This window comes from Mesorhizobium carmichaelinearum, assembly GCF_900199455.1.
Lineage (GTDB): Bacteria > Pseudomonadota > Alphaproteobacteria > Rhizobiales > Rhizobiaceae > Mesorhizobium > Mesorhizobium carmichaelinearum.
In genome coordinates this window covers 277,173-300,202 of record NZ_FZQR01000005.1, presented here as the reverse complement: position 1 = coordinate 300,202, position 23,030 = coordinate 277,173, and the positions used below count along the sequence as shown (strand labels likewise).

The 23,030-nt window shown below is 63.1% G+C and carries 32 protein-coding genes and 2 pseudogenes; 17 read left to right on the top strand and 17 right to left on the bottom strand.

Going from position 1 to position 23,030, the window contains the following annotated elements; genetic code table 11:
* Nucleotide 1: 1 nt before the first annotated feature.
* The 4 genes from CKW40_RS14595 to CKW40_RS14580 form a co-directional block, all read right to left on the bottom strand.
* Nucleotides 2-778 carry an ATP-binding cassette domain-containing protein gene (locus CKW40_RS14595; RefSeq protein WP_095200585.1) on the bottom strand — a complete coding sequence of 259 codons (777 nt, stop codon included), beginning with the start codon at nucleotides 776-778 and terminating at the stop codon, nucleotides 2-4.
* Nucleotides 775-1,767 carry an ABC transporter permease gene (locus tag CKW40_RS14590; RefSeq protein ID WP_095200584.1) on the bottom strand — a complete coding sequence of 331 codons (993 nt, stop codon included), beginning with the start codon at nucleotides 1,765-1,767 and terminating at the stop codon, nucleotides 775-777. Before CKW40_RS14590 ends, CKW40_RS14595 begins: the two co-directional genes overlap by 4 nt.
* Nucleotides 1,768-1,935: 168 nt before the next feature.
* Nucleotides 1,936-2,925, bottom strand: a complete 990-nt coding sequence (locus CKW40_RS14585) for a sugar ABC transporter substrate-binding protein (RefSeq protein ID WP_095200583.1) — start codon at nucleotides 2,923-2,925, stop codon at nucleotides 1,936-1,938.
* Nucleotides 2,926-2,998: 73 nt separating this feature from the next.
* Nucleotides 2,999-4,060 carry a LacI family DNA-binding transcriptional regulator gene (locus tag CKW40_RS14580; protein ID WP_095200582.1) on the bottom strand — a complete coding sequence of 354 codons (1,062 nt, stop codon included), beginning with the start codon at nucleotides 4,058-4,060 and terminating at the stop codon, nucleotides 2,999-3,001.
* A gap of 202 nt (nucleotides 4,061-4,262) precedes the next feature.
* On the opposite strand from CKW40_RS14580, the gene CKW40_RS14575 reads away from it, so the two are divergent.
* The 6 genes and pseudogenes from CKW40_RS14575 to katE all read left to right on the top strand — a co-directional run bounded on the left by CKW40_RS14575 (nucleotide 4,263) and on the right by katE (nucleotide 8,839).
* The gene (locus CKW40_RS14575) at nucleotides 4,263-5,294 is read left to right on the top strand and encodes a hydroxyacid dehydrogenase (RefSeq protein WP_095200712.1); all 1,032 of its coding nucleotides are present in this window, start codon (nucleotides 4,263-4,265) and stop codon (nucleotides 5,292-5,294) included.
* 171 nt (nucleotides 5,295-5,465) lie between these two features.
* A pseudogene (locus CKW40_RS46190) lies at nucleotides 5,466-5,630 on the top strand (exopolysaccharide production repressor protein); the annotation flags it as partial.
* 69 nt (nucleotides 5,631-5,699) lie between these two features.
* Nucleotides 5,700-5,822, top strand: a pseudogene (locus tag CKW40_RS14565) (hydroxyacid dehydrogenase); the annotation flags it as partial.
* A 97-nt stretch (nucleotides 5,823-5,919) separates the two neighbouring features.
* Nucleotides 5,920-6,024 carry a hypothetical protein gene (locus tag CKW40_RS14560; protein WP_095200581.1) on the top strand — a complete coding sequence of 35 codons (105 nt, stop codon included), beginning with the start codon at nucleotides 5,920-5,922 and terminating at the stop codon, nucleotides 6,022-6,024.
* A 338-nt stretch (nucleotides 6,025-6,362) separates the two neighbouring features.
* Complete coding sequence (locus tag CKW40_RS14555) at nucleotides 6,363-6,578, top strand: CsbD family protein (RefSeq protein WP_019859538.1); 216 nt, start codon at nucleotides 6,363-6,365, stop codon at nucleotides 6,576-6,578.
* 152 nt (nucleotides 6,579-6,730) lie between these two features.
* Nucleotides 6,731-8,839, top strand: coding sequence for a catalase (gene katE / locus CKW40_RS14550; RefSeq protein ID WP_095200580.1), 2,109 nt, complete (start codon nucleotides 6,731-6,733; stop codon nucleotides 8,837-8,839).
* Between the two features lie 111 nt (nucleotides 8,840-8,950).
* Here katE and CKW40_RS14545 read toward each other — a convergent pair whose 3' ends face one another.
* Entirely contained in the window at nucleotides 8,951-9,130 is a 180-nt protein-coding gene (locus CKW40_RS14545) for a hypothetical protein (RefSeq protein WP_095200579.1), read from the bottom strand.
* A 109-nt stretch (nucleotides 9,131-9,239) separates the two neighbouring features.
* Here CKW40_RS14545 and CKW40_RS14540 point away from each other — a divergent pair, with 109 nt between their 5' ends.
* The 6 genes from CKW40_RS14540 to CKW40_RS14520 all read left to right on the top strand — a co-directional run bounded on the left by CKW40_RS14540 (nucleotide 9,240) and on the right by CKW40_RS14520 (nucleotide 12,428).
* Complete coding sequence (locus CKW40_RS14540; protein ID WP_143748293.1) at nucleotides 9,240-9,767, top strand: hypothetical protein; 528 nt, start codon at nucleotides 9,240-9,242, stop codon at nucleotides 9,765-9,767.
* 263 nt (nucleotides 9,768-10,030) lie between these two features.
* On the top strand, nucleotides 10,031-10,720 hold the full coding sequence (locus CKW40_RS14535; RefSeq protein ID WP_244571191.1) for a Crp/Fnr family transcriptional regulator: 690 nt from the start codon (nucleotides 10,031-10,033) through the stop codon (nucleotides 10,718-10,720).
* Nucleotides 10,721-10,821: 101 nt separating this feature from the next.
* Nucleotides 10,822-11,031, top strand: a complete 210-nt coding sequence (locus CKW40_RS14530) for a hypothetical protein (protein ID WP_244571183.1) — start codon at nucleotides 10,822-10,824, stop codon at nucleotides 11,029-11,031.
* A 244-nt stretch (nucleotides 11,032-11,275) separates the two neighbouring features.
* Nucleotides 11,276-11,452: a hypothetical protein gene (locus CKW40_RS43755; protein WP_179297966.1), complete on the top strand. Its 177-nt coding sequence runs from the start codon at nucleotides 11,276-11,278 to the stop codon at nucleotides 11,450-11,452.
* Nucleotides 11,453-11,458: 6 nt separating this feature from the next.
* The gene (locus CKW40_RS14525) at nucleotides 11,459-11,932 is read left to right on the top strand and encodes a hypothetical protein (protein ID WP_095200576.1); all 474 of its coding nucleotides are present in this window, start codon (nucleotides 11,459-11,461) and stop codon (nucleotides 11,930-11,932) included.
* Nucleotides 11,933-12,236: 304 nt separating this feature from the next.
* Nucleotides 12,237-12,428, top strand: coding sequence for a hypothetical protein (locus tag CKW40_RS14520; RefSeq protein ID WP_095200575.1), 192 nt, complete (start codon nucleotides 12,237-12,239; stop codon nucleotides 12,426-12,428).
* A gap of 21 nt (nucleotides 12,429-12,449) precedes the next feature.
* Here CKW40_RS14520 and CKW40_RS14515 read toward each other — a convergent pair whose 3' ends face one another.
* Both CKW40_RS14515 and CKW40_RS14510 read right to left on the bottom strand, forming a co-directional pair.
* On the bottom strand, nucleotides 12,450-12,671 hold the full coding sequence (locus CKW40_RS14515; protein WP_095200574.1) for a hypothetical protein: 222 nt from the start codon (nucleotides 12,669-12,671) through the stop codon (nucleotides 12,450-12,452).
* A 120-nt stretch (nucleotides 12,672-12,791) separates the two neighbouring features.
* Nucleotides 12,792-13,085 carry a hypothetical protein gene (locus tag CKW40_RS14510; protein WP_095200573.1) on the bottom strand — a complete coding sequence of 98 codons (294 nt, stop codon included), beginning with the start codon at nucleotides 13,083-13,085 and terminating at the stop codon, nucleotides 12,792-12,794.
* 269 nt (nucleotides 13,086-13,354) lie between these two features.
* Between CKW40_RS14510 and CKW40_RS14505 the strand changes: the two genes are divergently transcribed.
* Nucleotides 13,355-13,600 carry a hypothetical protein gene (locus CKW40_RS14505; RefSeq protein WP_095200710.1) on the top strand — a complete coding sequence of 82 codons (246 nt, stop codon included), beginning with the start codon at nucleotides 13,355-13,357 and terminating at the stop codon, nucleotides 13,598-13,600.
* A gap of 10 nt (nucleotides 13,601-13,610) precedes the next feature.
* Here CKW40_RS14505 and CKW40_RS14500 read toward each other — a convergent pair whose 3' ends face one another.
* The gene (locus CKW40_RS14500; protein ID WP_095200572.1) at nucleotides 13,611-13,793 is read right to left on the bottom strand and encodes a hypothetical protein; all 183 of its coding nucleotides are present in this window, start codon (nucleotides 13,791-13,793) and stop codon (nucleotides 13,611-13,613) included.
* Nucleotides 13,794-13,919: 126 nt separating this feature from the next.
* Here CKW40_RS14500 and CKW40_RS14495 point away from each other — a divergent pair, with 126 nt between their 5' ends.
* Nucleotides 13,920-14,195: a hypothetical protein gene (locus tag CKW40_RS14495; RefSeq protein ID WP_095200571.1), complete on the top strand. Its 276-nt coding sequence runs from the start codon at nucleotides 13,920-13,922 to the stop codon at nucleotides 14,193-14,195.
* Here CKW40_RS14495 and CKW40_RS14490 read toward each other — a convergent pair.
* Nucleotides 14,179-14,391 carry a hypothetical protein gene (locus tag CKW40_RS14490; RefSeq protein ID WP_143748292.1) on the bottom strand — a complete coding sequence of 71 codons (213 nt, stop codon included), beginning with the start codon at nucleotides 14,389-14,391 and terminating at the stop codon, nucleotides 14,179-14,181. The genes CKW40_RS14495 and CKW40_RS14490 overlap by 17 nt on opposite strands.
* Nucleotides 14,392-14,510: 119 nt before the next feature.
* On the opposite strand from CKW40_RS14490, the gene CKW40_RS14485 reads away from it, so the two are divergent.
* On the top strand, nucleotides 14,511-14,855 hold the full coding sequence (locus CKW40_RS14485) for a low affinity iron permease family protein (protein ID WP_095200569.1): 345 nt from the start codon (nucleotides 14,511-14,513) through the stop codon (nucleotides 14,853-14,855).
* A gap of 11 nt (nucleotides 14,856-14,866) precedes the next feature.
* Here CKW40_RS14485 and CKW40_RS14480 read toward each other — a convergent pair whose 3' ends face one another.
* Entirely contained in the window at nucleotides 14,867-15,061 is a 195-nt protein-coding gene (locus CKW40_RS14480; RefSeq protein ID WP_095200568.1) for a hypothetical protein, read from the bottom strand.
* Between the two features lie 402 nt (nucleotides 15,062-15,463).
* Here CKW40_RS14480 and CKW40_RS14475 point away from each other — a divergent pair, with 402 nt between their 5' ends.
* Nucleotides 15,464-16,192 carry a Crp/Fnr family transcriptional regulator gene (locus CKW40_RS14475; RefSeq protein WP_095200567.1) on the top strand — a complete coding sequence of 243 codons (729 nt, stop codon included), beginning with the start codon at nucleotides 15,464-15,466 and terminating at the stop codon, nucleotides 16,190-16,192.
* Between the two features lie 96 nt (nucleotides 16,193-16,288).
* On the opposite strand, the gene CKW40_RS14470 is transcribed toward CKW40_RS14475, so the two are convergent.
* Genes CKW40_RS14470 through CKW40_RS43750 form a run of 3 tightly spaced genes read right to left on the bottom strand, consistent with a single transcriptional unit; the run spans nucleotide 16,289 to nucleotide 17,375 of the window.
* Complete coding sequence (locus CKW40_RS14470) at nucleotides 16,289-16,726, bottom strand: hypothetical protein (RefSeq protein ID WP_143748291.1); 438 nt, start codon at nucleotides 16,724-16,726, stop codon at nucleotides 16,289-16,291.
* Nucleotides 16,723-17,049 carry a hypothetical protein gene (locus CKW40_RS14465; RefSeq protein WP_095200709.1) on the bottom strand — a complete coding sequence of 109 codons (327 nt, stop codon included), beginning with the start codon at nucleotides 17,047-17,049 and terminating at the stop codon, nucleotides 16,723-16,725. Before CKW40_RS14465 ends, CKW40_RS14470 begins: the two co-directional genes overlap by 4 nt.
* A gap of 11 nt (nucleotides 17,050-17,060) precedes the next feature.
* The gene (locus CKW40_RS43750) at nucleotides 17,061-17,375 is read right to left on the bottom strand and encodes a hypothetical protein (protein WP_179297949.1); all 315 of its coding nucleotides are present in this window, start codon (nucleotides 17,373-17,375) and stop codon (nucleotides 17,061-17,063) included.
* On the opposite strand from CKW40_RS43750, the gene CKW40_RS14460 reads away from it, so the two are divergent.
* Complete coding sequence (locus tag CKW40_RS14460) at nucleotides 17,287-18,030, top strand: helix-turn-helix domain-containing protein (protein WP_095200565.1); 744 nt, start codon at nucleotides 17,287-17,289, stop codon at nucleotides 18,028-18,030. The two genes, CKW40_RS43750 and CKW40_RS14460, sit on opposite strands and share 89 nt — an antisense overlap.
* Nucleotides 18,031-18,084: 54 nt before the next feature.
* Here CKW40_RS14460 and CKW40_RS14455 read toward each other — a convergent pair whose 3' ends face one another.
* From CKW40_RS14455 to CKW40_RS14440, 4 genes are all read right to left on the bottom strand, one after another.
* Nucleotides 18,085-19,077 carry a Gfo/Idh/MocA family protein gene (locus CKW40_RS14455; RefSeq protein WP_095200564.1) on the bottom strand — a complete coding sequence of 331 codons (993 nt, stop codon included), beginning with the start codon at nucleotides 19,075-19,077 and terminating at the stop codon, nucleotides 18,085-18,087.
* The gene (locus CKW40_RS14450; RefSeq protein WP_244571182.1) at nucleotides 19,074-20,099 is read right to left on the bottom strand and encodes an ABC transporter permease; all 1,026 of its coding nucleotides are present in this window, start codon (nucleotides 20,097-20,099) and stop codon (nucleotides 19,074-19,076) included. Before CKW40_RS14450 ends, CKW40_RS14455 begins: the two co-directional genes overlap by 4 nt.
* Before the next feature lie 5 nt (nucleotides 20,100-20,104).
* Nucleotides 20,105-22,000, bottom strand: coding sequence for a sugar ABC transporter ATP-binding protein (locus CKW40_RS14445; RefSeq protein ID WP_244571181.1), 1,896 nt, complete (start codon nucleotides 21,998-22,000; stop codon nucleotides 20,105-20,107).
* A 61-nt stretch (nucleotides 22,001-22,061) separates the two neighbouring features.
* The gene (locus CKW40_RS14440) at nucleotides 22,062-23,030 is read right to left on the bottom strand and encodes a substrate-binding domain-containing protein (RefSeq protein WP_095200563.1); all 969 of its coding nucleotides are present in this window, start codon (nucleotides 23,028-23,030) and stop codon (nucleotides 22,062-22,064) included.

The window sequence follows — 23,030 nt, the reverse complement described above, 5'->3', positions numbered from 1 at the left end:
CTCAGCCTCTCTGTTCGTGCGCCGCCGCGGCGCTGGTGTCGCCGCCACCGACAATGCGGCCGACGACTTCATTCATGTTGGTCCTGGCCGTGACCAGATTGGCCTCGGCGCGGCCGTGGCGCAGCACGACGATGCGGTCGGTGACCGCCAGCACGTCGTTCAGCCGGTGCGAGATCAGGATGACGGCGATGCCTTCCGACCTCAGCCGGCGGATCAGGTCGAGCACGCTCTGCACCTCGCGCACGGCAAGCGCCGCAGTCGGCTCGTCCATGATGACCAGCTTGGGGTTGAAGGTGAGCGCTCGCGCGATCGCCACCGTCTGCTGCTGGCCGCCCGAGAACGAGCCGACCGAGCGGTTGATCGAGGGCAGATGCGCGCCGAGCCGCTCGATCATTCTTGCTGCCTGGCGGTCCATCTCGGCCTTGTCGACAAACCACGGAAACAGGCCGAACAGCTTTTTCACCGGCTCGCGGCCGAGGAAGATGTTGGCGGCCACGTCCTGCTGCTTGGCCAGCGACAGGTCCTGGTAGATCATCTCGATACCAAGCTGGCGCCGCTGGCCGGGATCGAGCGGCAGGATGTCTTTGCCGTCGAGCTGGATGGAGCCGGAATCGGCGCGATAGATGCCGGTGATGGTCTTCATCAGCGTCGACTTGCCGGCGCCATTGTCGCCGACCAGGCCGATCACCTCGCCGGCCTCGACCGAGAGGTCGACGCCATGCAGCACGTCGACCGCGCCGAAGCTTTTGCGGATACCGTTGAGGACAAGGAGCGTCATACGCGTGACTCCTTCCTGACCTGGTACTGGTCGATGAACACCGCCAGGATCAGCACGGCGCCGATAGCCATCTGCTGGTAGTAGGATTGCACGGCGAGCAGCGTCAGCCCGTTCTGCAGGACGCCCATGATCAGCGCGCCGATCATGGTGCCGAGGATCGAGGCGCGGCCGCCGAACAGATTGGTGCCGCCGATGATCGCGGCCGTAATGGCGGTGAGCTCGTAATTGATGCCAGCGGTCGGGTCGCCGGCGTTGACGCGGGCGGTGAACAGCAGGCCGGCGAGACCGGCGAGCGCACCCGACAGCGTGTAGATGATGCGGCGGTGATGCTCGACGCGGATGCCGGCGGCGCGCGCCGCACCCTCGCTGTCGCCCAGCGCCAGCGTGTGGCGGCCAAAGCGCGTATAGGCAAGCAGGCAGTGGGCGACGATGGCCGTCAGCACCAGCAGAATGACCGGCATCGGCACGCCGAACGGACGGCCCTGGCCGATATAGACGATTTCGGGCGGCAGGCCATAGATCGCCCTGCCCTGCGAGATGACCAGCGCCAGCCCGCGCGCCAGGCCCAGCATGCCGAGCGTGACGATGAAGGCCGGCACGAAGGCGCGGGTGACCAACTGCCCGTTGATGTAGCCGGCAATGCCGCCGGCGAGGATGCAGGCGAGAACCGCCAGCGGCGACCACCAACCGAGATTGACCGCGACGAAGGCGCCGGCGACGCCGGACAACCCCATGACCGAGCCCAGCGACAGATCAAGCCCACCCGAGCCGATGACGAAGGTGGCGGCGATCGCCAGCACGCCGATCGTCGACGTCGCCAGCAGGATGTTGAGGAAGTTGCTCAGCGACAGGAAATAGGGCGACAGCACCGCCATGACGGCGCTGAGCGCCACCAGCACCAGCAGCGATTCCAGCCTGATATGAAGCCGTTCGACGGATGCGCGCTGCACCCGGGACCAGAAGCCTGGCTGGGCTGTTTCAGAAGCCATTTGTTCCACCAATCAAATTAGTGAGTAGTGAGTAGGGTGTAGTGAGTGGGAGCAGTGAGTAGCGTGGCTGGAGCAATGAGGACACAGCCTCAGAGTCGCAATTCATCACTCACCACTCACCACTCACTACTCACTACTCACTACTCACTACTCACTACTTCCCCAAAGCTACTTCACATATTCCAACATCGGCTCCTTGCCGGCGTCGATGACCTCTTTGGTCAGCACCAGGGTCGGCACGGCGATGCTGTCCTCGACCTTTTCGCCGGCCAGCGCCTTCTTGACGTTTTCGACCGCCTGCTTGCCGACGAGGTAGGGCAGCTGCGCGACGGACGCATTCAAGCGGCCTTCCTTGATCGACTTCACGGCATCGGAATTGCCGTCGACGCCGATGATCGTCACCTGCGGACCCTTGCCGGCGGCGTAGACGGATTCCACGGCACCCAGCGCCATGCAGTCATTGGCGCAGAAGATGGCGACGAGGTCGGGATGCGCGGTCAGCGTGTCGGTGGCGATCGAGGCCGCCTTGCCGCGATCCCAGTCACCCGGCAGCGAGGCGACGATTTCGAGACCGGGCGCCAGTTCCTTCAACTTGTCGGCAAAGCCCTTGGCGCGCTTCTCGCCGGTGATGTTGCCCGACAGGCCCTCGATCACCAGCACCGGACCCTTGGCGTCCTTGCCGAGCTTGGAGACGAGATATTCGGCGCCTTGCGCGCCGGCGGCATTGTTGTCGGAGCCGATGTGGAAGGTGACCTTGATGCCTTCCTTGTCGAGCACCGCCTGGTCGAGATTGTTGTCGAGGTCGACGATCTTGACGCCGGCCTCCTGCGCCACCTTCAGGCATGGCAGAAGGTTGGTGGAGTTGATGGCGGCGGTGATCATCGCCGCCGGTTTGCGCTCCAGCATGGTGTTGCAGAGGTTCAGCTGCGGCTCGGCCGCCTGGTCGCTTTCGGCCGCCTGCTCGAAGATCTTCACGCCGGCTCCCTTGGCGCCGGATTCCACGCCCTGGCTCATCGCACCCCAGAACGGATTGGCCAGCGTCTTCATCAGCACGCCGTATTCGGCATCGTCGGCCTTGGCCGAAGTCGCGGCGCAAAGCGCCATGGCGACGCCAAAAGCCAGAGTAAATCGATTTATCTTCGGGATGAACGAGGTCATTTGTTTCTCCTCCAGTTGATGTCTGATGCCGCGAGCCGAGGCCAGGCGCAGCTTTGGTTGTCGACAATGGGGGCTATTGTCGGTTTCCTCCCCCGGAATGCGGGCCGCTGCCTGGCGAGCCAACGGATTCCCGCATCAAAACCCGGCAAGGCTCGAGCCGCGCTCTCGGCGGCCCCTCCTCGCCTTCAATCCTGGCAAACAGCGCTTCCATGGCGTGGCCGGCGATCTGGCGCACCGGCTGCACCACGGCGGCGATGGCCGGCCATGTCACCTGCATCCATTCGGCATCGTCGAAACCGACCAGCGAAATATCGTTCGGACAATGCCAGCCGCGGCGGCGGAACTCCGACAGCGCCACCAGCGTGCCCTTGAGGAACAGCGAATAGACCGCCGTCGGGCGCTCGCCCTTTGCAAAATAGTCGCGCAACTGTGCCCTGAGCGGCTCGACATCGGTTTCGGCAAGCACGACATCGATGCGCACATCCGGCGCAAGGTGCAGCGCGGTGGTGCGAAACCCGTCGAGGCGGGCGCGCACCGTCGCCGCCTGCTCGCCAAGGCCGACGACCAATATGTGGCGGTGGCCCTTGCCGATCAGTTGGGCCGCCACCTCGGCGCTGGCGGCAGCACTGTCGGCCGACACGGTGTCGAAGGCGTCGTCGGACAGCACGCGGTCGATCAGCACGCCGGTCATGCCGTTCGCCTTCATGAAGGCGGCGGCCGGGCCATGCTCGTTGCGCACCGGCGCCAGCACCACGCCGGCGACGCGCCAGTCATGCATGCGGGCCAGGATCTCCGTTTCGCGCGCTTCCGATTCACGGCTCGACGCCGCCACCAGCGTATAGCCGCGCTGCTCGGCGAGGCTTTCGAGCTGGGTGACCATCTGGCCGAAGAACTCGCTTTCGAATTCCGGCATGATGGCGCCGATGATGCGGCGCTTGGCCCGGCGCATGTCCGAGGCTAGCGGATCGACGCGGTAGCCCAGCTGTTCGATGGCATCCAGGACGCGCTGCGCATTCTCGGGCTTGACCGTGGTGACGCCGGCCATGACCTTGGAGACGGTGGCGGCCGACACGCCGGCACGGCTGGCCACGTCGTGGATCGACGCACGCCGCTGCTGGTCCTGCCTATGCGCCATTGTTCCTCCTCCCGAGGCGCGGACAGAGGCATTTTCCGTCCGCTGCAGAAATGAGTAAATCGATTTTTCGCAGTTGTAAATCGGTTCATCGGCGGTATTTTAGCCGCCGAGCCGCATATCGCCCGAAACTGTACAACGGTTTTGGGATAACGATATGGGCAAAGCAAAATTGCGCGGCAGCGTCGCGCCGGGAGGAATCGTCATGCCAAACAAGGATTTGCCGCTGGTCATCAGCGCGCCGGAACCGCGCTCGCTGGAGCTGATCTTCACGCCGCCGCAGCTGGCGCGCTTCAAGGCGAAATACCGCATCGTCGAGACCACGCCCGATGGCGTCGCCAAGCTGCCGGCCGATGTGCTGGCGGAAGCCCGCTACATTGTCGGCCAGCCGCCTATCTCGCCGGAAACGCTGGCTGAGATGAAAGCGCTACGCTGCGTCTTCAATGTCGAGACCAACCTGCTCAACAACATGCCTTACGAGACGCTGTTCGCGCGCGGCATCCATGTCGTCACCACCGGTCTCGTCTTTGCCGAGCCAGTGGCCGAGCTTGGCCTTGCGATGGCGCTCAACCTTGCCCGCAATATCGTCGACGCCGACCTCGCCTTCCGCAAGGGCGAGGAGCTGTGGGGCGGCGACGGCAACCTGACGGCCCGGCTCTTGTCCGGCGCCGATGTCGGCATCATCGGTTTCGGCGATCTTGGCCGTGCGCTGAACCGCCTGCTGACGGGTTTCCGCACCCGCACCAAAGTCTTCGATCCCTGGCTGCCACCATCGATCCTGATTGACAATGGCGTCGAACCGGCCTCGCTCGACGAGGTGCTGACGCAGAGCGACTTCGTCTTCGTCGTCGCCTCGGTGACCTCCGAGAACCAGGGTTTTCTCGGCGCCGACGCTTTTGCCAGCATGCGCAAGGGCGCCGCCTTCATCCTGCTCAGCCGCGCCGGCGTCGTCGATTTCCCGGCGCTGATGGCGGCGGTGAAGAGCGGCCACATCGTCGCCGCCAGCGACGTCTTTCCGGAAGAACCGCTGGCGCAGGATCACCCTGTTCGCACCCTGCCCGGCTTCCTGCGCTCGGCCCACCGCGCCGGCGCGCTCGACATCGCCTTCAAGCGCATGGGCGACATGGTGCTGGAAGACATGGACCTGATCGACCGCGGCCTGCCGCCGCTGCGCTCCAAGCGCGCCGAGCGCGAGACGGTCTCGCGGATGCGGTCGAAGCCGGTGGATCGGAACTGATAGAAGGCAGCTGTTTCGCTGATTTGTCCGTGGCTTGAGAAACACGCACGCCATACACAGGCTCAAACCCCAATGACCGTGCTCTCGGCAGGCGATTGCACTATCACTAATTTAGTGACAACTTAATTAAAGGATGCTGGCAGTGGACAGATTCCAACCCACGGGTTGGAAATGGGGGTGGAAAGCGACATGTACTTTCCGCAATTTCTGGTCGGGATGTCTGCAACGACAATCGGCGTTGCGATCTGGGCCTATTTGGCTACCGGGTCGATCTGGGCGACCCTTGGCTGGTCGGCGCTGACGCTGGTCGTCCTGCAGGCCGGTTACTTCGGCCTGGTCATTCGCCTGCTGTTCAGGCGACCATCGGAACCATCGGACGCACGCTCACCGACAGATTCGACAAGCATGGTCGACATGGTGCTGGAAGACATGAACCTGATCGACCGCGGCATGCAACCGCTGCGCTCCAAGCGCGCCGAGCGCAAGACGGTCTCGCGCATGCGCTCCAAGCCGATGGACAAGAACTGACAGAAAGGCGCACCCGGATTTCCGCCGCCCTGCCCGCTCGCTTGACAATGAGCCGGCAAGCAAGACCCTCAGCCATTCGAACGGGCGGAGGACTCGAATGCGAAAGCCCTATGATAAGCCGACACTCGTCAAACGGCAGAAGCTGTCGGCGGTGACAGCGCAGGAAGCGGTCTCGGGCGGCCCAATCGGCCCGGCCGGTTAGTTTCTCGATTTCGAGTGATTGAAGACCTGCCGGCAGGCATCGAAGATCTGAGGCTTGAGACATATACGAGGTCTTGTGACCTCGCACGGGGGAGAGCTGGACAATCCGCAAGGCCCCAAAGCTCTCGCCCCGAGATGGCGTCCTGTTGTGATGGAACGATCGTCCCGCTGACAGGTTGTGCAAACGGCCGGGCGGTGGGACGCCCGGCCTACTCCAGAAGGCCCGTCACGATTCGCGTCGGTGGCGGGCCTTTTCGTTTGGCGTCCTCCCTTCGAGGAGCGGAACTTTCCAAACAAAGCGACGTTGGTCCCAGCAAACAATCCGCGAAAGGAAATCCCATGGGAAGCACCAGCGACAAGGCCTCGGGTCTCGCCAATCAGGCCGTCGGCAAGGCCAAGGAAGGCGTCGGCAAGGCCGTCGGCAATGACCGCCTGCGCGCCGAAGGCGCCGCACAGGAAGCCAAGGGCAAGGTCCAGAAGGCTGTCGGCGACGCGAAGTCGGCCGTCAAGGACGCGACCAACAAGACCGCCGCCGCCATCAACAAGAACCTCTGAGGGTTCTTCGCTCCTGAAAACACGCGTGAAGGCCGCCGTGCAAACCGGCGGCCTTCTGCATGTCCGGATTTGAAATCGGCGGGGAACGCATTGCCATCCCGGAGATTGAGGAACCAGCGCAGCCCGCGCATTGACCCCAGGGATCCTCAGTCATGGCGAAGCAAGCATCCAAATTGGCCGCGACGGCCGCGACCATTCACGATCAGAAACTGCAGCGCGGCGAAGGTGGCGAACTGCACCAGACAGCAATCGGTCCGACGCCGGTGCTGACCACCGCGCAGGGCGGCCCTGTCGCCGACGACCAGAACTCGCTGAAGATTGGTGCCCGTGGCCCGACGGTGCTCGAAGACTTCCACTTCCGCGAAAAGATCTTTCATTTCGACCATGAGCGCATTCCCGAGCGCGTCGTCCATGCCCGCGGCTACGGCGCGCACGGCTATTTCGAAACCTATGAATCGCTGGCCAAATACACCCGCGCCGACATCTTCCAGCGCGCCGGCGAAAAGACGCCGGCTTTCGTGCGCTTCTCCACCGTCGCCGGCAACAAGGGTTCCGCCGACCTTGCCCGCGACGTGCGCGGCTTCGCCGTCAAACTCTACACGCAGGAAGGCAACTGGGACATTGTTGGCAACAACATGCCGGTGTTCTTCATCCAGGATGCGATCAAGTTCCCCGACTTGATCCACGCCGCGAAGGCCGAGCCCAACAGCGACTTCCCGCAGGCGCAGACCGCGCATGACAATTTCTGGGATTTCATCTCGCTCACGCCTGAAAGCATGCACATGATCATGTGGGCGATGTCGGACCGCGCCATCCCGCGCTCGCTGCGCTTCATGGAAGGGTTCGGCGTCCATACCTTCCGGCTGCTCAACGCCAAGGACGAGTCGACCTTCGTCAAATTCCTCTGGAAGCCGAAGCTCGGCATGCAATCCGTCGCCTGGAACGAGGCAGTCAAGATCAACGGCGCCGATCCCGACTTCCATCGCCGCGACCTCTGGGACGCGATCCATGCCGGCAATTTTCCGGAATGGGAGCTGCAACTGCAGCTGTTCGACCAGGCTTTCGCCGACAGTTTCGACTTCGACATCCTCGATCCCACCAAGCTCATTCCCGAAGAGGTGCTGCCGCCGATCCCGGTCGGCCGCCTGGTGCTCGATCGCATGCCCGACAATTTCTTCGCCGAGACCGAGCAGGTCGCGTTCATGACGCAGAACGTGCCGCCCGGCGTCGACTTCTCCAACGACCCGCTGCTGCAGGGCCGCAACTTTTCCTACCTCGACACGCAGATCAAACGGCTGGGCAGCACCAATTTCACCCACCTCCCGATCAACGCGCCGAAATGCCCCTTCCACAACTTCCAGCAGGATGGGCACATGGCGATGCGCAACCCGGTCGGCCGCGCCAACTACCAGCCCAATTCATGGGATGAAGGCCCGCGTGAGCAGCCCGCCAAGGGATTCCGCTCCTTTGCTGAAGTCGAAGCCGGACCGAAGGCGCGGCTGCGGTCGGAAACCTTTGCCGATCACTACAGCCAGGCGCGCCAGTTCTACATCAGCCAGGCTCCCGTGGAGCAAGGCCACATCGCCGCCGCGCTGACCTTTGAGCTGAGCAAGGTGCAGACGCCTGTTATTCGCGAGCGCATCGTTTCCCATCTTCTCAACATCGATGATGCGTTGGCACGCAAGGTGGCGGATGCGCTCGGCTTGAAGGCAATGCCGAAGCCTGCCGATGCGGCGGTGCCGACGCGTCGGGACCTTCCCGCATCGGACGCGCTCAGCATCCTCAAGAACGGCCCCGGCCGCTTCGAGGGCCGCAAGCTTGGCATCCTGGTGACCGACGGCACCGACGCCGCTCTGCTCAACGCCTTGAAGCAGGCGCTGACCAAGGCCGGCGCCAAGTTCGAGATCATCGCGCCGAAGGTCGGCGGCGCCAAGGCCAGCGACGGCAGCTGGATCGACGCGCAGCAGATGATCGCAGGCGCGCCATCCGTCCTTTACGACGCGGTCGCTCTGTTGCCGGCAAAGCCTGCAATGGCCGACCTGCTGAAGGAATCCACCGCCCGCGACTTCGTCGCCGACGCCTTTGCGCACTGCAAATTCATCGGCTTCGTCGAGGCGGCGGCCCCGCTGCTGGACAAGGCCGGCGTTGCCGAGGACGAGGCGGTCATTGCGCTTGCATCCGCCAAAGATATTGCAAGCTTCGTCACCAGGCTCGGCGAGCTGCGCTTCTGGGCGCGCGAACCGAAGGTGAAGCTGGGCTGACTTCGACTGGATCTGGCTGCGCTCACGGCACTGCCGGCGCAGTCAGATCCAGCCGCATAGCCCCAGCGATTGCGAAGCCCGCTGCGAGATAGACGCCCTCGCCGGCGCAATTCAGGACGGTCCGGAGGCCTGCAGTCTCGTCAGTTGCTTCTCGGCCTCCTCGACAGCATTGGCCATCACCCTGTCGAAGTCGATCATCGCCTCGGAATGGCCATGGTCGGCAATGGATTTCCGCAGCATCCGGATTGCCAGGATCGCTTCGGCCATCGCCTGTTCGATGCTTACCACCATGGTGCGGTTCCTCGCTTCACAAATAAACCCTTACGGAAGCGAGCGGTTCCGCCCAAAGGTCCGCCGCGTCGCGGGGCTGGCGAGTTGGCCGAACAATGAAGGAGGTCGCTTGGTACGTTTCCGACAATTCGCGGCACTGGCTAACCGATTGTCGGAAGCGTACAGTCGCCTGTCGCTGGCCGTTGAATGGGCGCTGGCGCTTGAAAGAGCCGATCGCGCTTTCGCCCCACTGATGGGAAAAGCGATGATGCCAAACGGTTCGGTGGACTCAAATCAGCTTTTGATCCTGGCCAAAGTGCTCGACGAGTATTGTCGCCAGGCCGGCATTGGTGCCGGGCACGCGGCGCGGGAGCGGCTTGGCCGCCGCGTCATGGAGCTGTTTCAGGGCGGCATGGACAAGTCCGCGGAATTGCATGCCGCCATGAACTCCAGCTACGCCGAATGGCTCGGCGAGGTCGATCGCCTGCCTTCATCTTCGCAACAGCCTGTCTTGTGGGCGATCGACCCTGCAATCACGGAACCATCCTGTGCCGAGACTGTTGATTTAGGTGGCGGCGGAGCATTGCGCTTCCCTCAAGCTGATGCGGTGGAGCACTCCGCCAATTCGTCGCCACACCCCTCCACAGAAGAGTTGTAAGTAAGCAGCGCCTCCAGCTGCAGGTCCGCTTGTGTTTTCCTTGGCTATGCCCGGAATGACTCGCTATCGGAATGTCGAAAGCGTACAGTTCGTCTGTCGCTAGCCACTGAACGGGCGCTGGCGCTTGAGAGTGTCGATCGTACTCCCGCCCTTGCGGGAGCTACGCGATGAATTACGAAACTCCAAAATCGACTGTCACCGGCCAAGCACTGGCTGACGAAACCTCCGCTCAGCCAAGATTCCGAAATGAACTGTTGCGCAAGATGAGCGAGCCGGACCTTGCGCTGCTTGAGCCCGATCTGCACCGGATAGCTTTGCCGCTGAGAATGCCGCTTGTGACGCCCGGCGTGCCTATTGCAGCCGTCTACTTCATCGAGCACGGCATTGCGTCGGTGGTCGCGCGCACGTCCGGCGGCCACGAGGCGGAGATCGGGTTCATCGGCTTTGAGGGAATGGCTGGATATTCGCTGGTGATGGCCGACAACCGCTCGCCGCAAGCCTGCTTCGTGCAACTCGAAGGCGAGGCGATGCGCATCGACGCAAGCAGCTTTGACGCGGCTCTGACGACCAGCCCTACATTGCGATTGTTCCTGTTGCGCTTCGTCAATTCTCTGCAGATCCAGACCGGGTATACCGCACTTGTCAACGCGCGGCTGAAGTTGGCAGGTCGCCTGGCTCGGTGGTTGCTGATGTGCGACGACCGCGTGGTGGGCGTGCGGTTTTCCATTACCCATGAATTCCTCGCCACGATGCTTGGCGTAAGACGGCCAGGCGTCACCATCGCCTTGCAAGAATTGGAAGGTCTCGCTCTGATCCGATCGCGCCGGGGTGAGGTTGTCATCCTGGACCGGCCTGGGCTGATTGCGCTGGCGCGCGGCGGATATGGGGTACCGGAAGCTGAATATGCCAGGCTTTTGGGAGAGGTCGGTTCGGAGTCTGAATTGACTGGCTAACGGATTGTCGGAAGCGTACAATTCTCAAGTCGTCCGCCGTCTACGGCACACGGACGCTTGGGAGCCAAATCAGGTGCTTTCGCCCTTTCGGGAGGAAAGTCATGACTGAAGCAGAACAACCAAACATTATGCCGCCCAATCTTATTCCAGATGGCGTCGAAGTCACCGAGACCATGGGCGAATGGCGTGTTCGGGTCGTTATCAACGGCAAAGCGCACTTGAGCACGTTCGATGTGGAATCCTACGCCCGGTCCTTTGCCGATAGCCAGCGCATGCGCGTAGGGCTGACCCGGCTCGCTTCACGCCTTTAGTGCGAATTGCCCGCGCCCCCAGATTGTCGGTTTGGTACCAATACTAACCAAAGAAATGTCGGAACCGTACGGTTTTCACCAAGTAAACCTCGAAGTCTATAAAAATTTAATATTATTCGACCGATGCGCCATAGTTAATAGACGGCGCCTTTTTTAAGTGCTTAATCAAAATGTCATCAGCTTTTGCACGGGCGCTGGTGCTTGAGAGCGCTTAACATTCTCCCGCCCAAGCGGGAGCTATGCAGTGACCGTCAACCGGCCAAACATGTTTTCCGGAATTCCGATCGAGCGAAGTGACGGCACCATTTCGGTGCTTTGTACACTTCCTCAAATGGCCGACGCCTTGGCAGACGGCTGGCCATCCGATGGCCCCATGTTTCTGGCGGCACTTGCCGCTCCCGACAGCTACATGAAGGAGTGAACGCGAATGCCCCTCACCCTGCGCACGACACTTTGCGAAACGAGAGATGCGTTGCACGTGCTGCGACGGGCCTTGTATGTCCGTGGGCATATCGACGCCATGGAAGAGATCGACTCCCTCATAGGGGTCGCAGAAGACAAGGCAGTCCACGCGATCGGCAACATTGACCGGACGGAGATTCGTAAGCCTGTCCTGGTGGCGGTCGCACATCCGGCGGAGCCGGCGGGTATTGTTCTGCCGATTGCGGGGCCGAAGAACCTTGGCGAACTTCGCCAACAAGGCATGGGCCTCAGCGCGTATTGCGGCAATCCACGCTGCGGTCATCTGCGTTCGCTGGATCTCGATGACCTGATCGAGACCTACGGCACCCACTATGATTTCAACACCGAAAGGCGGCTGGTGTCGAAGCTCGTCTGCAAACGGTGCCAGAATGTTGGAGGGAGATTGGTCGTCGTGTCCGATAAAAGGCCCCGGTATTGAAGACCGGGCGACGGCCTAAACCTCTGAGCCGCTCGTGCTGTGCGCGGACGGAACCTTTTGCATGACAACCCGTTCCTGGTAGCGTCTCGGAAGCCCCCCGCCGACAAGGCGCCGAAAAGTTAGTCAAACAACTTTTCATTGAGCCCGCCACTGACCCCTCGGTGGCGGGCTTACATTTGTCGGTTTCGTACCAAGGCTCGCTATCGGATTGTCGGAAGCGTACAGTGTTGTTGTCGCTGGCCACTGAACGGGCGCTGGCGCTTGAGAGTGTACATCGTACTCCCGCCCTGAGGGAGTTGAGACGATGAACGACGACACCGACAGCCCGGTCTCTGCCCTCGATTTCCATACCCTTCGCAGCGCATTCAAAAGTCTGGTCGCCGAAGGCTTGCTGCCTGAAGCCATGTGGGTTGGCCATGCCGAGGAAATGGTCAGGCACCTGACCGGATCGAGTGTTGTCGACCCTGAGATTATCCTTCAGATCATCCGCAAGTGACGCCGGCTTGAAAACCCGGGATCAGTCCGCGGCATCGAGCGCGTTTGACTTGGACCGGAACGCCCGGTTTCGCTCGATCTCGAGTGACCGGATCTTCCTGCGGACCTCTTCATTTGCAACGCCGACCAGCGCATCTATCTCGAACATCGCGTCATGGTGCCCGCTGCCGGCAATCGCCTTGTGGGCTGTTGCGAACAGGAATTGCAGATGTTTGAGCAGTTCCAACAGGTCGGTGGGTTTCACAGGCTTCTCTCATCGCACAAATGTCGAGAGGCCGGTCCGATTAACGGGCCGCTCTTGTCAAAGCCTGGGCCCATTGTCAGGCAATGACCCCATGAATTGTCGGAAACGTAGAATCGAGGTTCAGGCGGCGCGGCCAAACTCGTTCTGGACGATGTCGAGAAGCAGGCCGTCATTGTCCCAGCCGACAGGCTCTTTCAGTCGCCAATCGCACCCCGAGCGGTCGAACACGACCGGTGCCGAATAGAGCTGTGCGAAGCCAAGCACCAGCCGTTCGGCGTCGGCGAACGACAGGTCGCCGTGGCGGTCGGCCAGTTGAGCGGCCAGGACCGGAACGTTCACAATTCCAAACTCATAGATTGTCTTGACCAAGGTGTAATTCAGGTCGTCGCGCAGTTCGACCGGGTGGTTGTGCATGGCAAACTCCTGTCCGAAGGACTGGGTTTTCCCTCACTTTCACCATGCGCCAGGCGCTTCGGCAAAGCAAGACAATTATCAAAAAAGTATTAATAAAATCAATTAGTTAGTATGTTTAGCCAGTGACGCAACCGAGGCACTTTGAGTAGCTGATGCAACAAATGCATTTGGCTACTTCGGAACCAAACAGGCCATTGGCAGATTGTGAGGCACATAAGTCACTTACTCATTCGGCTCACCGGCTGGATTGCCGGAAGCAGGAGGCCATGATGACCGACAATCTTGAACGCCCTGAACGACTGCAGGTCATGCTGAACGAAGAGGAATTCGCGGCGCTCGACACATGGCGTTTCGACAAGCGCATGCCGAGCCGCGCGGCTGCGGTGCGTGAGCTGCTGCGCCGCGGCCTGGCCGCCGAGGGCTTTCTGCATGCCAACAGCGGCACCCGTTCAGCCGACTTCGGTCTTCTGAGCGGCGGACAGGGCGCCAGCAAGACCAAGCGTGCGGATGGGTGAGGATATCAGGCTACCGCGCCGACGGCGGCTCGATGGCGTCCGCCGGGTCTTCCAAGCTTAAGACCTCGATCAGCATTTCGACAGGCGCGGCCAGGCCCTCGAGGGTGGCACGTATGCCCAGTGTCACCACAACAAGGTGATCTTCAGCCTCGCAATTGTCGTTCGCCAGCCTGGCGGTGAGCGGCCTCTTCACTTGCGGATGATCCACTCACTCTCAAGCACCAGCGCCCGTTTCGTGGCCGGTGACCCCTGACCTCTAAGGCGATTGCGAGCGCGCGCAACAACAAATGTGGTGTCGTTTTTGTACAGAGCGGCCCGGTTGCTGGAACGTTTTCTGTCGGCTCGCATTTTGAGTGCCACCGAAGCAAAGGAGAATGCCGTGGCCCGACTGCCTCAGGACAAGGACCGGATTGAACGCGTCACCCGCGAAGCTCAATCGATCATTGCCATCGAACGCGAGGCGCGTGAAGCAAAGACCGCCCGGCTGCGAGAGCAGCGGCTTTCATCAGAGGCCCCGGCTTCCGCCGGCGCCACTGCGGCAAAACGCAAGCCCGGCGCCCGAAAGGCGACGCACAAAACTACCGACGCGAGGTGAACTCGTGCTCGACGCTGTATTCGAACACGTCGCCCTCGTCTTCGTCGACCACTCTGAACCAGCGGTTCTGCAAGGCCGGAGTCCAAATCGTTTTGCCGGTGATCTTCTGCAGGGCATCAAGAGCGGTTGTGCCGCTGGCGAGATGCGATGCCGAAAGCTCACCGCCGTCCATTTCGTGGATCTGATAGCGTGGCATGGCTGTCCTTCCTTTCAGCCAAACTTCGAGAGGTCGCCCAGGTTCCTGGAACGAAATTCCTTCGACGAACTTGCTGGCATTATGGGCCTCGGTGCGCATCACGACCATTGGTGGGTGGCATGAACAAATTCCTTTTCGTCGCCGCAGATTTCCTGTCTCGCCCGCCGGGTTTCTACGTCATGATCATCGCCATGGTGGTGTGTACCGCTTTGGTGCCTTTCGGTCTGACAAACGCCGTCACCTATGCGCTGTCGGTCGCGGCCATCGTCATCACCGGCGTCGTCTTGATCCAGGGCTACCGCGACACCGCCGCCATCCATGCCAAGCTCGACGAGATTATCGTCGCGCTCAACGACGCCAGAAACGACGTTGTCGGACTGGAACATGCCGACCCGGAGGAGATCAAGGCAAAGCTTACCAAGCTCGAGGAAGAGGCGGCGCGAACCGCCACGGACCAGGCGTAAATCAGTAAGACCTACCTGCGCACGATCCACTCCACAATGTCCGGGTCGATCTCGTCAAGTTCGGTCAATTCGCGCGCCAGCACCCGGGCGTGCATGCGCCATTCGCGTTCCGTGATGCGATTTTCCACGACCAATTTCCTGAAGGCGCCGCGAAGAATCTCGCAGTCGAACGCCGTTACCCTTTTGCCTGAATGGTCCTCTGCCATTTCAGCCTCCGCGTCGATGGCGGGAGCACCTGAGTTGGCTACCAAGCGTCCGTGTGCCGTACAGGGCGGACGACGTGAGAAGCGTACGCTTTCGTACAAAAATAGCGAGTCAATTCGTGGTGGGAACGATGGCCCTGCTCCAAGGCAAGGGCCCAGGAGATATGTGGCCCAAGAGATATGTCGGTTTCGTACCAAGCTGAGTTTGGTACGTTTGCGACACTAACGCTGCGGTCGATCTTCTCGTATGCGAAACGGTGAGAGGGGACGCCGTGCATCGAATTCCAGACCGCATTCCTAGGTTTCTTGGTCCCGAGTCCCCATATCCATGCAATCGTCGGCACGTTGATACGGGCGCGGACGGCTGGGAGATCGGATGGCTCTTGCCCTGCATTGGGCCGCGCCATGACTGAATCTGATCTCGACCGAAATCAATTCCAAAACCAGCTGCTGCTGCGCATGAGCGCGGATGATCTCGCATTGCTGGAGCCGCATATGCAGCGTTGCGAATTGCCGCTGCGCATGATGCTTGTCACGCCCAATGTCGCGATAGAGGCCGTCTACTTTATCGAACAAGGCATTGGTTCGGTTGTCGCCAGGACGACGAGCGGCCGAGACGCGGAGGTGGGCTTCATCGGCTTCGAGGGCATGACCGGGTCCACCCTGGTGATGGGCGACGACCGTGCCGCGCATGCCTGTTTCGTGCAGCTCGAAGGCGAGGCCATCCGCATCGATGCCGCCCCGTTCAACGCGGCCCTTGCGGCGAGCCCGACCTTGCGCCTGTTCCTGCTGCGCTTCGTCAACACGCTGCACACCCAGGCGGGCTGCACCGCGCTGGTCAATGCAAGGCTGAAACTCGAGGAGCGTCTGGCCCGCTGGCTGCTGATGTGCGACGACCGGGTGCCTGGCGAACGCCTTGCCATCACCCACGAATTTCTTTCCATCATGCTTGGCGTGCGGCGGCCTGGCGTCACAGTCGCCCTGCAATTGCTGGAAGGCCGCGCGCTCATCCGCTCGCGCCGTGGCGAGATCGTCATTCGCGACCGCGCCGGGCTGCTGGAACTCGCCAATGGCAGTTACGGCGAACCCGAAGCCGAATATGCCAGGCTGATCGGTGAGATCATGCCAGGCTGATCGGGCAGATCATGCCAAGCCGATCGGGCAGATCATGCCAGGCTGATCGGGCAGATCATGCCAGGCTGATGAGCGAGATCGTCGCCGGCCGACACATCAAGCGTCGGCATCCTCGCCGAACGTCCCCGCATCCGAAGCCACGGCACTTGCGCCGCGCCCGGTCTCGTCGCTTGCCTCCATGACGACCAGCCGCGCTGGCGGCGAATAGGCAGGCATGCTGATCTGATGCCACAGTCCGTCGAACTCTTCCGCCGTGCCCGGATGCTCGAAGAATGGCACACGCGGATCGAGCGGTGTCACGTCGAAGCGCTGCCCGCTCAGGAGGTTCTCGACGATGGCATGCTTGTCGAGAATGTCGCCCGGAGACATCAGCCAGCCGCGCACCACCCGCCAGTCCGGATGTTCAGCGACAAAATCATTGCCGTTCTCGTGCGCGTCGCAGCCGTCCATGAGAGACAGGCCCAACTTGAAATATCTGTAAGGGACCAGGGCCGCCGCGCGGCTGCCGCCGCGAAGTCTGGCGAAAAGGCTCAAGGCAGGCGCCGCACGCGCGTCGCTGCGTTGCCCGCGCCCGGCTTGGCCGCCCTCGCCTGGAAGCGGGCAACAGTGCCGCTTCCGCCGACGGGCGCATCCCTGCCGACCGGCCCATCCCTGCCGACCGGCCCATCCCTGCCAACCGGCATGCCGGCATGTTCCAGGCCAGCGAGCTTGCACCTGGTCTGCTCGGCCGCCGCGCCAATCAGGCAATCGATGGCGAACATGGTGCCGGCGTGATCGCTTGCCGCGACCGCCTGGCGGATCTTGCTCAATTGAGTGTAAGTATAGTCGAGAATATTGATCAGCTCTGCGTGGTCCAAAGCACTCTCCATCATTCGATGTCGAGAGGCCGATCCAGGGTCGCTCTTCGGCTGAAACTACGCCCATTCGCATGGCTTGCATAGGCGATATGTACGAAATCGTACAGTTTCCAGGCCTCCGCGTCGGCCAGGCTATTGGCCAAAGGTCCCATTCGCGGCAGCGCGATGTTGTGCGAGATTGGCGCAATATAAGCAATTGCTGAATAATGGTCCGGACGGCTGTCGAGGGGCGGTGTCGTGCCAATCCGCAGGAATCTTGCCGCGAATCTGCGACGGCTGGTCTCCGGCCATGCGTCGGTGGCCGCCGTATGCCGCGGCTTGAACATGAACCGCACGCAGTTCGAGCGCTATCTGCAAGGCAAGAGCGTGCCCAACCGGGCCACCGCCAAGCAGATCTGCGCCTATTTCCGCATCGACGAGGATGAGCTGTACCGCGCGCCAGAAGCCCCGGCGCCCGGGCACCCGACCCTGTTGCCGATCCACCAGAGGCTTTACGAGAACATGGTGCGCGGCCCGGCTCCAGCCATCGCCGGCGGCACCTATTTCACCTACTTTGCGGTTCCCGACCGTCCCGATCTTGTGATGCGGTCGGTCACCTTCGTGCGGCGCGAGACCGAGCTGGTGACCTTCAGGCGCGTGACCCGCTGGGCCGAGGGCCTGCGCCGGAGCGGAGCGCGGGCGCCGGGCTGGCACTATGGCGTGGCGATCTCGCAGCTGAACTGGATCTATTTCGCCGGCATCAACCGCCGGCAAACCGGCGAGCCATCCATCGTTGCCGTGCAGTGGGCGCCGTTCTCGGAGCCGGTCCTGGTCGGCAACGCCTTTGTCCTGACCGGAACGAGGCCGGTCTGCGTAAAGGTCATCATGCGCCAGGAGGTCCGCAGGATCAGCCTGAGGCAGACACTGCAAATGTCCGGGATCGTCAGCCTCGACGACCCGCGCCTCGACCAGCTCGTGGCCAGCCTCTTCCGCGAAGGCTAGGCAACTCCGGGAAGGTGTGACGCGGCAATCCCCCGGGGGCATTGCGTCAGGCGATCAACCCCGGCTGCCCCAGCCATAGGCTTCGTCGACAAGGCGCAGCGTCTCGATATTGTCGGCCGGACGGTTTTCCGGGATACCGCCCGCCGACAGGCCGTCGAGGAAGCATTCGATCGTGCCGCGATATGATGCCGCGTAGTTGGCGGCAAGGTCGAGTTGCACGGTCTCGGCCGCCTCGGCGTCGAGCTGAAGCCTGTCGCGATCGAGCAGGATACGGCCCCTTCCACCGAAGATTTCGAGCCGATCGAAGGCCTCGCCGGGATAGCCCCTGGCATGCAGATTGCCGGCCAGCACGACCGGGGTTCCGTCGGCGCAGGACAAGGACAGGAAAGCGTGATCCTCGCCGATGACGGCGTCGCTCAGCCTGCCGAGCACCGCCATGCGCAAGGTGAGATCGCCAAGCAGGAAGCGCAGCGTGTCGAGATGGTGGATCAGGATCTCCTTGACCAGCATCTGTTCGAGGCCGGCCAGCATCGGCTGGCGCACCAGCGCCGGCAATCTGCCCTCGCCATCGGCAACCAGGCCGCTGGTCAGCACGCTCATCGACGCCTGGACCGGCTTGCCGATGCGGCCCTCGTCCAGCCAGCGCCTGACCTGCCGGTAATGCGGGCGGAAGCGCCAGTTCTCATGCACCATGAAGGGAACGCGCTCGCCGATCTCGCGCACCAGCGCCTCGGCCTCGGCAAAGCTCGGCGCCAGCGGCTTCTGGCACAGTATGGCAAGCCCCGCTCCGGCGGCCAGCCGGACATGCTCGGCATGCAGTTCGCGCGGCGAAGCGATGTCGACGGCGTCGAGTTTTTCGGCTGCCAGCATGTCGGCGGCGGAGGCGTAGGTGGTGGCAATGCCATAATCCGCGGCGCGCGACCGGCGCGCCGCCTCGGACGGATCGGCGATGGCGACCACCACCGCCTTGCCGGCAAGCTGGCGATAGGCATCGAGATGGTGGCGCGTCACCCAGCCGGCGCCGATCAGTCCGACGCGGAGGGTCACCTTGCGCCTCGCCGGCTGACCAGCCTTTCCACCAGCACCGCGGCGATGATGATGGCGCCGATGGCCGACCCCTGCCAGAAGGGCGAGACGCCCATAAGGTTGAGGCCGTTGCGGATCATCACCATGATGAAGACGCCGATCAGCGTGCCGATGATCGAGCCCCGTCCGCCGAACAGGCTGGCGCCGCCGATGACCACGGCGGCGATGGCGTCGAGCTCCAGCAGATTGCCGGCAAGCGGATCGACGGAGAGGATCTTGCCGGCCAAGAGCAGCGCCGAAACCGCCGACAGCGCGCCCGAGACGACATAGGGCAGGATGGCGTAGCCGACGACGTTGAGGCCGGCGGTGCGCGCTGCCTCGACATTGGAGCCGATGGCATAGATGGTGCGCCCGCCCTTGGTGTAGCCGAGATAGAGATAGGCCAAGAGATAGAGCACGATGAGCACGAAGACGTTCATCGGGATAAAGGCGACCTTGGCGTAGACGAAGTCGCTCAGCGTCTCGGGAATGGCCGAGATCGAGATGCCGCCGGAGAAGATGTAGCAGAGGCTGCGGCCGATCGACATCATGCCGAGCGTGACGACGAAGGCGGCAAGGCCGAAATAGCTGATCAGCACGCCCGAGACGAGGCCGATCGCGGCACCCGAAACAAGCGCTACCAGCGCGCCGAAGGGCAGGCCGAGCGGCTGGACGACCAGGCCGAAGATGATGCCGGTCAGCCCCGCCACCGCCCCCACCGAAAGGTCTATGCCGCCGGTCAGGATGACGAAGGTCATGCCGATGGCGACGATGCCGACGACGACCGACTGGTCGAGCAGGTTCAAGACATTGTTCGCGGTCAGGAAGTAGGGTGAGGCCAAGGACAGCGTCACGGCGATCAGCACGGCAAGCGACAGCATCCTGATCTCGAGCCGGCCGGTCAGCCATCTCACCAGCTGCAGCGGCCTGCCCTCACCGGCGGCGATGGTTTCATGTGCGGCCATGGCGGGGCGTTCCTCGTCGGTCGTGGTTGGGTCGGTCATCTCTTCTAGTCCGTCGCGGCATAGTGGGCGCGGATGCGGTCGGCGAGGCGATCCGCGGCTACCCTCGCGGCCCCTGCCGGGAGCACCAGTCCGGCCGCGCCCATCGAATGGCCGCGCGAACCCGCGACATGGACGATCAGCGTCGACAGGCCGCCATCGGCTTCGGTGACGAAATCGGCACTGCCGGCGGCAAGTGCCGCGGCGATCCGCGTTTGGTGAAACCCCACCGCCGCGCCGTCGCCGAAACCGGGCGAAGCGCTCTGGTCGGCGACCGAGGATTTCAGGCAGAACAGTCTTTCGCCCTCGATCAGCCCCCAGAAGGCGGCCCCGCCATGATCGGCAGCCAGCTCGCGCAGGAAGCGGACATTGCGTTCCATCGACGTGCGTGGTGCTGCCAGCAGCGTCAGCTTCTCCTCGTCGAGCACCGCGCTCGGCATGTCGGCGATCGACATGCCGTCGCTGATCACCACGACGCGCTCGCAAATGCCGAGCAGCTCGTCGAAATCCGAGGAGACGACCAGCACCGCCACGCCACTGTCGGCGATCTCGCGCAGCATGGCGTAGATCGATGAGCGGGTGCCGATATCGACGCCCTTGGTCGGCTCGTCCAGCAGCATCACTTGCGGCTCCAGCATCAGCCAGCGCGCGATGATGATCTTCTGCTGCATGCCGCCGGAGAAATTCAGCATGCTGGCGTCGAGCAGCCGGTCCGGTGGCAGGCCGAGCATGGCGAGCAGCTGCTTGACCTTCGCATCGCGCCGGCGATAGGCGAGCCCGAAGCCGCGATGCGCGCCGAGATGCGCAAGCAGAAGGTTTTCGCGCACGCTCATGTCAGGCACGATCGACTGGCGGCGGCGGTCCTCCGGCACGAAGCCGACGCCGGCGCGGATCGACTGCGCCGGCTTGCGCGGTGAAAACGGCCTTCCGTCGAGCCACACGCTGCCGCCGTCGCGCTGGCGCAGGCCGAAGATCGCTTCCAGCGTCTCGGAGCGGCCGGCGCCGACCAGGCCGCCCAGGCCGACGATCTCGCCGCGCCGCAGCTCGAACGAGACGTCGCGCACCAGTGGCGCGCTCTTCAGTCTCTCGACCTTGAGCACCACCGGCTTGGCGGCATGGTCGGCCGGCGCCCGCTCGCTGTAGATATGGCTGAGCTCGCGGCCGACCATATGGCGGATCAGCTCGGTCTGGGTGAGCGCGGCGGTCGCAAGGTCGGCGGCGACGGTGCGCCCTTCGCGCAGCACCGTCACCCTGTCGGTGACCGCGAACACCTCCTCCAGCCGGTGCGAGACGAAGGCCAGCGCCCTGCCCTCGCCGCGCAGCCGCAGCATGATGTCGAACAGCCGCTCGACCTCGCCAGGGCTGAGCGAGGCCGTCGGTTCGTCGAAGATGATGAGGTCGGCTTCCTGCGCCAGCGCCTTGGCGATCTCGACCAGTTGCCGCTGCGCCGCCGAAAGCGCGCGCACGTCGCCATCGAGCGGCAACTGCGCGCGCTGGCCGAGGCGGGAGAGTATGACCTCGGCTTTCCGGCGCATGGCACCGAACCGCGGCAGGCCGGGCCGGCCGAGTTCGGGCAGGAAGATGTTTTCCACCACCGACAGGTCCGGCGCCAGGCTGGTCTCCTGCATGACCAGCGCGATGCCGGCATCGATGGCGTCGCGGGGGCCACGGATGGCGAAGGGTTTTTCGCGGAAGGCGATGTCGCCGGAATCGGGCCGGATCTGGCCGCAGATGACGCGCGACAGCGTCGACTTGCCGGCGCCGTTGGCGCCGAGAAGCGCATGGATCTCGCCGCGCCGCAGCGTGATCGAGGCGTTGCTGAGCGCACGGGTGCGGCCGAACGATTTCTGCACGCCGCTCGCCGTGAACAGGGCTGTCGTCGATGCCTGCATGTGCCTGTTCATCCCTGCCGATCCGCAAGAGAAGCCGCGCCGGAGTTTGCCCGGCGCGGCCCGCCGATCCGGATCACTCCTCGCCGAAAACGTTCTTCTTGGCTTCGGGAAGGATCTGCTCGATGTTGGTGCTGGTGGCGATCATTACCGGAACCAGAACCTCCTTCGGCGGGGTCTTGCCGGCGAGATGATCGATCAGCGAATTGGCCGCCGTCTGGCCCATCAGCCAGGGCTGCTGCATGCCGGCCGCCGTCAGTTCGCCGCTCTTCAGGAGGTCGACGAATTCGGGAACGCCGTCGAAGGCACCGACAATGATGTCGCCGGCGCGGTTGCTGGCCTTGATCGCCCGCAGCGCGCCGAGTGCCGGGGAATCGGCCTCGATGAACATCGCCTTCAGGTTCGGATTGCCGGTCAGCATGTCCTGCGCGAACTTGAAGGATTCGTCCGCCGTGTAGGCCTGCATCTGCTGCAGCGCGATCTCCTTGCCATAACCGCCGGCCTCCATCGCCCCGCGGAAGCCATCGGTGCGCTTCTGGCCGTTGATGCGGGCGAGCGAGATGGTGATCATTCCATAGGGCGTTTCCTTCATGCCCTTGGCCTTGGCGGCCGCGGCGACCGCCTCGCCGACACCCTTGGCGCCGGCGGTGTTGTCGGAGGCGATGAAGGAGACATAGTCGCCTTCGGTGGTGCCGATATCGCAGATGACGACCGGGATCTTGGCGGCCGCGGCGAGCTTCAGCACGCTGGGCGCCGTCGAGGAATCGGTCGGCGAGATGACGATGCCGGCAACGCCCCGTGTGATGGCGTCCTGCGCGTTGGTGAGCTGCTTCTGCGCGTTGTTCTGTGCCTCCAGCGCCTGGAAGGAGTAGCCGCCGGCCTTGGCGCCGGCCTCGACGCCCTTGGACACGGTGCGCCAGAACGGCACGTCGAGCGCCGGCGCCAGGTAGACGATCTCCTTCGACTGCGCCAGCGCCGGCGCGATGTGCAGCGCGCCGGCTGCGACGGCTGCCGCCGCCAATGCGATCAGTGTACGTCTCTTCAT